We start from the raw sequence: 8,847 nt of genomic DNA, 5'->3' as shown, positions 1-8,847 counted from the left end.
GCCGGGTTTTACTCCGCCGTTGACACGGGGAGAAAACTTCAATGACTGATCGGGCAGACAAGAGCAATGACGACGCGCAACCCGAAAAGCCAGACCCGATGGTGCGGCACCGAGCGCTGATCGAGGCTTTTGCCAAGAACAAGGCAATCTGGCAGGCCGATCTACGGTTGCGGTTCAACGACTTCATGCTGGACTATGGCGACAGGAATCATCCGCCACAGACGGTCGAGATTGCGCAGTTCATGCTGGAACTGGTGGCCGAAAGATGCAGCGACCACGATCTCAAGGCGCTGATCCTGCCCTTCGCCGAGCGGCTGCCCCACGAGCTTGAGAAACGCCGCGAAAATGGCGGCATCGCCACAGAGTTCCTGCGCGTCGGGCACGAGCGGCGGAGGCATGGTCCGAATGGAAGACCTAAGAAAGACCAATCATAACAGGGAAGAATACGGATCAATTTTCTCGAAAGAGAATTTGGAGGAAATAGAATGAAGAAGATAGCCTCGTTCATGAGTGCAATGCTGTTCTTGGCGTCGTCGGGTGACGCTTTTGACGCCCTCAGCTTCGAAAGGAAGCTAGACGATCTGGTTCAGAAAGAACATGAGGGCGCCTATTATTTTGAAAAGTTGGGGTTTGACGGAACATGGATCCCAACCATTCTGGTATTCGGCTACCCTAATAATGCAGGCGCATGTGATTCTATCCTCAAGGCGGCAAGCCTAGAAAATCCCACCTTGAGCTTTCGCTGCCGCGCGGCGAATTGACCGCATGAAGGGGCGAATCCCGCCCCTTCACCTCACCCGCCATCGCCCATTCTCGAACACGCCGTCCTGAGCGATGGCCCAATCGACATAGCCGGCCTCGATGCCGATGATGCGTTCCAGCGCCTCGGCATCGACCTCATGGGCGGCGGCGCCTCGCCAGTCGGTGAGGTGGTACCGCCGGGACGACGGGACGGGACGGCGAGGCCCCTCGCCTGCCCCGGCCCCCGCCATGCCCGCCGCCGTCATCGCGCGCCTCCGGTGGCCGCTCCAGCGCCGCCATAGGCCGCATCGAGCAGCGCCAGCGCCCCGGCCCCGCCGCGCACCGCCTGGGTGTAATGCCCCAGCATCACCGCCGGATTGGCATGGCCGGCCAGCTTCGCCACCAGCCCGACCTCGACGCCCTGCGCCTGCAAGACCGAGACGAAGCTGTGCCGCGCTGAATGATGCGTGACATAGCGCACCCCCGCCGTATTCAGCCCCGGCCACCAATAGCGGCGCAGGAAATTGCTATAGAGGATCGCGGCGCCCGCGTTCTTCGGGCGCTGCGGCCATGCACGCGGCTGGCCGGGGCCGCAGAACACCCGATAGAGTTCGCCGTCGCGGCGCGGGCAGACCAGTTTCCATGCCAAGAGCATCTTGCGCAGGCTGGCGCAGATCGGGATCTCGCGTTCGCCGGCCTCGGTCTTGGTCGCCAGCGTGATCGAGCCATCACGTTCTTGCACCTGGCGAATCTGGATCACGCCCCGGTCGAGGTCGATGTCCTCCCAAAGCAAACCAATCTGTTCAGAAGCCCGCACCCCAGTCAGGAACGGAAAGGCGTAGAAAATGCCGCGCTGCGGATCGGTCCTGGCGTAATCCAGCAGCTGCGCCACCTCGGCGGGCTCCAGGATCGACTTGCGCGGCTTCTGCTTCCTGCGGGTCAGGTTGCTGGGCATCTTCGGCACCGGGACGCCGAAATCCTCCTCGGCCAGGGCCAGGATCGACTTGAACATGCCCTTGACCTCGGAGGCGGTGAACTCGCCCACCTCGTCGCGCACGGTGGCGTGCCAGAGCCGGATCTCGGCGGTGGTGAGTTCGCTCAGCTTGCGATGGCCGAGCATCTGCAACACCTTGGCGTCGCGATACGGCTTCACGCCAGCCTCGGTGAAGGCGGCCCTCTCCTTCGGCGTGCCCTGCAACAGCGGCCCGGTGATGCAGCGGCACAGGATGCGATAGGTCTTCAGGGTCTGCGGCTTGATGTCTGCGGCCTTGAGGTCGAGCCAATGCGCCACCGCCTCGGCCACGGTCGGGTTGCTGCCGGGGTTGAAGTAACGCCGGCCCTGCATCTGGGCCAGCAGGGGGGCGCGCTTGGCCTCGGCGTCGGCCTTGCTTGCGAAGGACAAGCGGCGCTTGCGGCCGGTCTCGGGGCAGGTCCAGTTCAGCGTGTGGAGCTTCTGGCGCTGGGTCTTGCCGGAGGCCAGCTTGCGGCGGCGATTCCAAGTGCCGAGCTTGATGATGGTATCGGTCATTGTGGTTGTAACTCCTTGCGATTGCTTGCAAGAAAACGGAAACACGCCCGAAGATATCGCGCAACTGATTGAAAATATGCGGAAATCTCGGAGCGATGACATTGTGATGACCGCGCAATAATCGCGCAGTGGCGAAGGCGGGGCCGAGGCTGCCGACGAGGGCGGCGCAGGTGGTCGAAGGGGCCGGGAACGGGCCGCAGGGGCGTTCCGGCGACCCGGGAGGTAGCGCGACCGGGTCGCCGGGCAGCGACAGGGGCGAGAAAAGAGGGTCACCTTCGGGCTGGATTCCATCGCCGCCGAAGAGATCAGCGCAGACGGCGGGGCGATGAAGCGGGCGGCAGTGACAGTGGCACAGTTGGCGACAGGGTGGCGGACGGCGAAGGAGGAGGCGAGCAGAGCAGCCAGGGCGGCGGCCGAGATACCCCCCATGCGACCCGAAGGCCGAGGGCGGGTATACGCTTCAGGAACCCAGGGAAGCGCGTCGAGCAGCGCCAAAAGCGTGTTAGAATGAAGTGTAGACCGTGTAGCACTCTGGCCCGGTCCCCGGGATAAGGCCGGAGGGATATATACTCTCCGGCCGGGTGACGCCACATCAGAACGGCTCCTGATCGCCATCACCGTTGATCTGTGCCGCGGTCCTCTTGCCTGCTTCGTCCAGGGACAACCTGATCACGCGCCCCGCACTGGATCGCGGCGGGAAGCTGACCTGAACGCCGATCCGTTCGAGGCTTTGGCGAAGCCGAGAGATGGCCCAGGAAAGGCCACTGGCGCTCTTCGGCAAAGGATGATGCGAGCGCCAGTCCAGGGTATATAGCGCTTCGTGAAGCTGGCTCATCAAGCCTTCGAAAACATTGCCCTCGACGTCATGCAGAAGCTTCAGCAGCGAGATCACGACAGAATTCGTCAGCGCACTTTCTACTAGTGCTTCATGCTGCGCCTGCCTCATGGCCGCGACGAAGGCGCCTTCCGGAAAGCCCGTCGTCGGTTCTGCCGCGACTGCCCAATGCATCGCATCCGCCATGCGGAACTCTTGCGGCGCCTCGATCTGGCATTGCAAACGCATGGCGGAAGCGAGGCAGTCGTAGATGCAGCCCAGGAAGCGCGGCATCGCTTTCGCCACCTATTTCTTGATCTGCGCCTCGGTCTTACGGTTGCTTTCGTCGATGGGCGGCAGGGACATGAGGATCGAGCGGTCGATTAGATCGGGGCGATCCGTGATGTCGGTAATCCCGTTTGATAGGATCGGGCGTGTCGCCTCGATCAGTACCTGCTCCGTATCGGAATAGAGCTTGCGCGTCATGAAGCCGCCACCGGTCAGGATGCGGCAAAGCGCATCTGCCATCGGGTCGGTCACCCGCGAGACGTTGTCGAACGCCAAGAGCAGGCTATTCTGCGCACGAATGTAGAGGTCACGCTCATCCTTGATCAGCGGCTGCCGGGAGACGGTGGACGGGTCAACCGCACCCTTGATCACGCTGGTGACGGTACTTTTTCCGGAACCGTGTTCGGCCTTGATCATGGCCATCAAATAAGGCCCCTGACGCGCCAGCGACACGATGATGAACAACACCATGACGAAGAAGGCCTGATCGGGCATGTCGAGAATCCGCTGCATCTCACGCACATCGCCACCGCGTTCCGGTGCCGGCAAGGTGCCGAAATCGGGCGCCCGGCGGAACAGGAACGGCGAATCCTCGGCCAGCTCCCAGCCCTCGGGGGTGATATGCACGTAATTCTGCTCGTCCGCTCCCCGGTCGATCACCATGAGGTTTTCATCGCCGCCGCAGCGGAGATGGATTTCCCGTTCCGACCCTTCGAACAGAGCACGGGCTTTCAAGACTGCGGTGACCTCTTTCAGACCTTCCGCGCTCAGCGCGTCACGCGTGCGATTGTAAAAATCATACTGCACCCGCTTGGCGACAAAGCCCGAGGACACGTCATAGGCGATTCCCGGTTGCTCGGAGAAGATCACATAAGAGCTTTCCAGATTGTCATGGCACAGTTCCAGGCCGCCGATTTTCAGCGCCTCCAAGGCAACGGCGGAGTTCTTGGGCGGCGAACTGCTTTTCCGGCCCGGTTTGAAGCCCTTCTTGCGCGCCCGTTCGATCATTCCCGGCAATTGGTCCAAGGTATCGCCGTCATAATCCGGCGGCAAGAGCGCCTTGAAGACCGCCATGACCTGTTCATCGGTGGCACCCGCCACGACAAGCTTTGCCGACAGCCGAAGTGCCGGCTCATTGGTGGCCTTGCCCGACCGGATGATGTGAGTTTCCTCGGCTTCCACCCAGGCTTTCAAAATGCGCAGTTGCGTCGCGTCGAAGATCGGCAAGCTGGTCAGGTTGGTTTCGAGCAAGGACTGGCCGACCCACTCATAGGGCAACTTGGTGTCAGGATGGATGCTTTCCGGGATCACCGTCTGCTTGCCCTCCGCGAGAATGTCGATATTGCCGTGCTGCTCGCCCCCCTTGATGACCGTCGATTTGACCGGTTCATCTTCGGGGGTCCGCGCGAAGATCGTCTGGCCCTTCTTCCCGCGTTTCGTACAGGAGCAGACGCCCAACTGAGCCAGAACCCCGGGCACCAGGGCATCGTCGTCAATGTCGATGCCAACCAAGCGGTGGCCGAGACCGGCAGCACCGCCAAGAACGATGCCGATATTGCCCTGCGGATGCTGTTTCATCCACTGATTGAAGCGCTTTTCGCTGGGCGGATTATGGGCATAGGCCGGGAAATTGGGTATCATCGGAGCCTTGCTGTCCGCCCGCAACGGGATCATGGGGAAGCCGGCTTCACGGTAGGCGGGGGCATTTTTGCCAAAGAGGCCAGTCATTGCGCACCCCCTTTCCGGCAGACCGCGATGAAGGCGAGCGCCTCATCGACGCGCAGGTATTGGCGCGCACTGAAGGGCTTGTACACTGGCAGCAGACCGGCATTGACGGCACGGCGCACGGCATGTTCCTTGAAGCCGTGCGCCTTGCAGAAGGCCGGCACCGTCAAGTACGCAACCGGCGGAATCGAGGTTTGGGGGTTCATCAGAAGCTCCTCTATGTAAATGGAGCCTCTCAACAATCACACGTTTTCGCAGAACGCGAAGGATGTAGAAATTTATTCTAAATCCTTAACCTTTACAAATCATTGCGTATCGGTCGCTTCTTTATGGCGCTCCGATCAACAGAGAACCCGGAACCTTCAAATGCAGCGAGCACACGCTCCACCTTCTCTGGGACCATCATGCGCCGATGATCCGAATCAGAAGTAGCGTGTATTAAAATAACCTCTCGATTTTTATTAAAATCGTCCTCCAGCTTTTGAATCAGGCTCAACTCACCGGTTGGATCGTTCGCCGCACCCGGCGATGAAATATACGACTGTACAATTGGACGTACAAGGTCTCGAAGAACGATTTCCGGATCTGCCTCCCCTTTTATGCGCGCATCATATTCCGCTTTATGCCATGCTAGAGCAATGCGTTTGAGGAGAATATAGCGGTCTTTTCTGACTCTTCCTCGATTGTATGTTCCGGTTATTGCTTTATACGCCACCTTAAACTCCTTATCCAGATCACTTACGGATAGGTCAGGACGTTGACCCTTGATAAGGGCATAAATAATGCTCTCCAGGTCACTTTCTGGTTCGTAGCCGCATGCTTCCAAGGCCTTGTCTATATTGAAATTATCGTCCCGCCATCTGTAATTCACATCTGTATGGTCGAAATTATCTCCACCAGAAAAACGACGCGACATCTCTTGAAAGATCTCTTCTTCGGACGATTTCTTACGCATACATCCCTCCATATTCCAGCTTTTAACTTGGGGTTCGTTACTGTCTTCATCAAGAGGGATATACCCCCCCTGGCCTATCCCCCGAGATCCTCCTCCGGTGCTGCACGCTCTACACTTACCCGATCGATGGCCCCCCGCGCCGCGCAAAGTGCAGAGCGTGCAGATCTTCTGGCATCTTCTTCGGGCGGGATCACGGGGGGAGAACTCATCGGCACCGTGAACGGTCAGAGGGGAGGGGAAGGGAAGGAGCTGATTGTTGCTCGGGCCGAATCGCTGATAGCCGCGACGGACAGACTTGCTCCCGATCCTGACCGATTCTAAGCCTGCGCCATGCGCATTCTGGACAACATCATCAGGGATCGCGGGTCCAAGTATGCGGTCTCGGGCGGGCCGTGCGCGTCTGAGGAGGAGGCAAAAGCCTTCCTCAAAGAACTCTGTCGCAAGAGGAAGTTCGCCAAGGCGACACACAACACATGGGCGCTTCTGACGGCGGACACCTCGCTCAAGAACGATGATGGCGAGGCCGGCGCGGGTATGGTGATCCTGCGGATTCTGGAGCGCGAAGGGCTGCGCGACCATATCATCGTGGTGACCCGGAGGTTTGGCGGCAAGCATCTCGGCGGTGATCGCTTCCGGCATGTGCAAGATGCGGTGCGGATCTATCTCGACGATCTGCGGAAAGCCTGAGGGTGATCTTCTGATGTGTTGCGGCGCAGTATCGACCGGTTGGGCGGGAAACGGCCCGTGATCTTTTGGCATTGCATCTGCAGCAACTGGCGAAAGCGGCCGTTCGCGGCTCGCTCGGGGAGCGACGCAACGCGCAGGAAACAGACACTGAGCGGATGCAGCTTGAACGTTGGCTTGGTGGCTGGGAGCGGTGCATCCCCTCCCAGCCTTCAATCAAGTATGCTGAAATTGGAGAAGCCGATGCGGCATCGACGCCTTGCCGACATGATCACTGATCGAGCAGGCATCAAGGTGAGAGCCAATTTCGGCTGAGGCAACCTCTGCATGGCCTCGGGCTAGGTGCAGGGCGCTACCCAAGCCAAGCTCAGCCGGGCAGCATCACGGCGAGGGTGACTTCGCTGCATTTGCCTTGAGTTGAAAATCAGTTCTCCCATACACTGCCCCGAAAACGGGGCAGTGTATGGCAAGTGGCAACAAATCGAAAAACCATCATTGGTGGCCCGTTGGCCTGCAAAGTTACTGGGCAGACAGAGCCGGGGATGTTTCATGGATCGAGCCGGACGGAAAGATTGACAAGAAGCGATCCGTCAACAGAAAGATTGGCTTCAAAATTCATGGCCACACAATCTTTCGCGGCACCGTTTGGGAAAGCAACTTCGAAGATGAATTTGATATAGACAACGAGGTGCATAAAATCATCCCCGCTCTTCAAGGAATGAAACCTTTCGGAAGGACGCCAAAAGAATTTTTCACTCTCATCAAGATGCTTGGGAAGAAGAACAGATCACTTCGTGATATGTGCAAGTTCTATCACTTGGACGAGGAGCTTCACCGAAACCTGCTTTTGCTTCTTCATTCCCTGCTGATCCGCAGTCCTGGGAACCGTTCCCGGTATGAGGGATACCCTAAGATGATTGGTCTCCCTCCCGATGAGGAAGTTGGCAAAGGCAACATGGTGCAAAACTATCGGATCGCCAAGAAGCTCTGTCAAAAGGGGTTAATCTCGAACCAGTATTTTGTGCTGATGCACTCATCGCTAAAGAAGTTCATCTTCGGCGATGGAAGTCTAGACTGGCTCACAAGCGGCTTGGTAGCTAATCGGATCAACGGCAGAACTTTGCTTCCGCTTACCCCGCATCTGTGCGTCTATTTCTGCACCCCCATGTCAATGTCGCACACCCCAAACTGTGCATCGCTCAGCGTAGCGCCTTGGATGATAGATTGGGTGAACGACATAACTCAAATATATTCAAAGGATAAGCTATTCTTTCTTGGGAAGCCCCCGAAAATCACGGATGCTTTCCGCCAACATCAGTTCCTTGAACACAAGGAAAAGACAGATGCGCTTATTGACATGCTGGATGAGATTTCCGGAATTAAGAAGCGCCGAAATTTTCTTAGCCTCGGAATTAGTGCTCCTCTGTAGAAATTGCATCTTTCAGGCGGCCGAGCGCGGCTCAAAAGATATAGTTGTTAAACGGCCCGGCGGCCGAGCGTCTCGCGCCTCTTGATAGGGCGCAAAAGTGCGAGGGCGACTAAAGCGGTCGCTCATCATCTCTGCGGCATCCGTCACTTTGGGCTGGGCTTGTCCCGTCGCTACGCCTTAGCGGCCGGTCGGCAGTCATGGTGCTACGCGGCGGCTTTCACAAAGCTGTCTTTCAGGCGGCGTGCAGCAATATCCCCGCCGCATAGTAGTTGTGCGGAGGGCGTTACCGTGCACTGCGGCAGATACCCGCTTTAGAGTTTTTCGAAGCGCAAGAAGTGTAACAGTAAGCCAAGTCACCGCAGAAAGCCGCAGGACTCGTCGAATAACACGGCTCGGCCTCTGATTGAATCCGGACGCGACTAAGTAGAGACCAATTCGGCGACCTTGGCCGCGACCTCCGCCATTGACTCTTCGGCAGTGCTGAGGCCGGCCCTGGAGGTTAGCAGGAGGCTTACTGCTCAAGCTCCTCGTAGGTCGTCCCGTGAACAACCGGGACGAGCCGTTCACGGCGGAGGAGTGCTGAAAGCTCCTTGTCTGCGATACCTTCTGCTGGGAGACGTCGCAACATAGCCGGGGTCACCAGAACGATACCGACACGCGAATTCACCAAGCCCTTGTCGATA

At 58.5% G+C, this 8,847-nt stretch carries 10 protein-coding genes; 4 read left to right on the top strand and 6 right to left on the bottom strand.

Annotated elements, in window-relative coordinates; all coding sequences use genetic code 11:
* Window positions 1–41 precede the first annotated feature (41 nt).
* Together FE811_RS24315 and FE811_RS24310 are read left to right on the top strand one after the other, a co-directional pair.
* Window positions 42–434, top strand: coding sequence for a hypothetical protein (locus tag FE811_RS24315; protein WP_140849098.1), 393 nt, complete (start codon window positions 42–44; stop codon window positions 432–434).
* Between the two features lie 51 nt (window positions 435–485).
* Window positions 486–761, top strand: coding sequence for a hypothetical protein (locus FE811_RS24310; RefSeq protein WP_140849096.1), 276 nt, complete (start codon window positions 486–488; stop codon window positions 759–761).
* Window positions 762–788: 27 nt separating this feature from the next.
* On the opposite strand, the gene FE811_RS24305 is transcribed toward FE811_RS24310, so the two are convergent.
* From FE811_RS24305 to FE811_RS24280, 6 genes are all read right to left on the bottom strand, one after another.
* Entirely contained in the window at window positions 789–1,007 is a 219-nt protein-coding gene (locus FE811_RS24305) for a hypothetical protein (protein WP_140849094.1), read from the bottom strand.
* On the bottom strand, window positions 1,004–2,269 hold the full coding sequence (locus tag FE811_RS24300; protein WP_181180954.1) for a site-specific integrase: 1,266 nt from the start codon (window positions 2,267–2,269) through the stop codon (window positions 1,004–1,006). The genes FE811_RS24305 and FE811_RS24300 overlap by 4 nt, the downstream gene beginning before the upstream one ends.
* Before the next feature lie 592 nt (window positions 2,270–2,861).
* A complete protein-coding gene (locus tag FE811_RS24295; protein ID WP_140849090.1) occupies window positions 2,862–3,377 on the bottom strand; it encodes a hypothetical protein in 516 nt (171 codons plus the stop codon).
* A gap of 12 nt (window positions 3,378–3,389) precedes the next feature.
* Window positions 3,390–5,099, bottom strand: a complete 1,710-nt coding sequence (locus FE811_RS24290) for a bifunctional DNA primase/polymerase (RefSeq protein ID WP_140849088.1) — start codon at window positions 5,097–5,099, stop codon at window positions 3,390–3,392.
* Window positions 5,096–5,302, bottom strand: a complete 207-nt coding sequence (locus FE811_RS24285; protein ID WP_140849086.1) for a hypothetical protein — start codon at window positions 5,300–5,302, stop codon at window positions 5,096–5,098. Before FE811_RS24285 ends, FE811_RS24290 begins: the two co-directional genes overlap by 4 nt.
* A 92-nt stretch (window positions 5,303–5,394) precedes the next feature.
* Window positions 5,395–6,051: a hypothetical protein gene (locus FE811_RS24280; RefSeq protein WP_140849084.1), complete on the bottom strand. Its 657-nt coding sequence runs from the start codon at window positions 6,049–6,051 to the stop codon at window positions 5,395–5,397.
* A 330-nt stretch (window positions 6,052–6,381) separates the two neighbouring features.
* On the opposite strand from FE811_RS24280, the gene FE811_RS24275 reads away from it, so the two are divergent.
* Window positions 6,382–6,738: a YigZ family protein gene (locus tag FE811_RS24275; RefSeq protein WP_140849082.1), complete on the top strand. Its 357-nt coding sequence runs from the start codon at window positions 6,382–6,384 to the stop codon at window positions 6,736–6,738.
* Window positions 6,739–7,198: 460 nt separating this feature from the next.
* Window positions 7,199–8,164, top strand: a complete 966-nt coding sequence (locus FE811_RS24270; RefSeq protein WP_140849080.1) for a hypothetical protein — start codon at window positions 7,199–7,201, stop codon at window positions 8,162–8,164.
* The last annotated feature ends 683 nt before the right edge of the window (window positions 8,165–8,847 follow it).

The sequence above is a fragment of the Paracoccus sp. FO-3 genome (assembly GCF_006386455.1).
Classification (GTDB): Bacteria; Pseudomonadota; Alphaproteobacteria; order Rhodobacterales; family Rhodobacteraceae; genus Paracoccus; species Paracoccus versutus.
The sequence above is the reverse complement of the archived record's forward strand: the minus strand, read 5'-3'. Positions and strand labels throughout refer to the sequence as shown.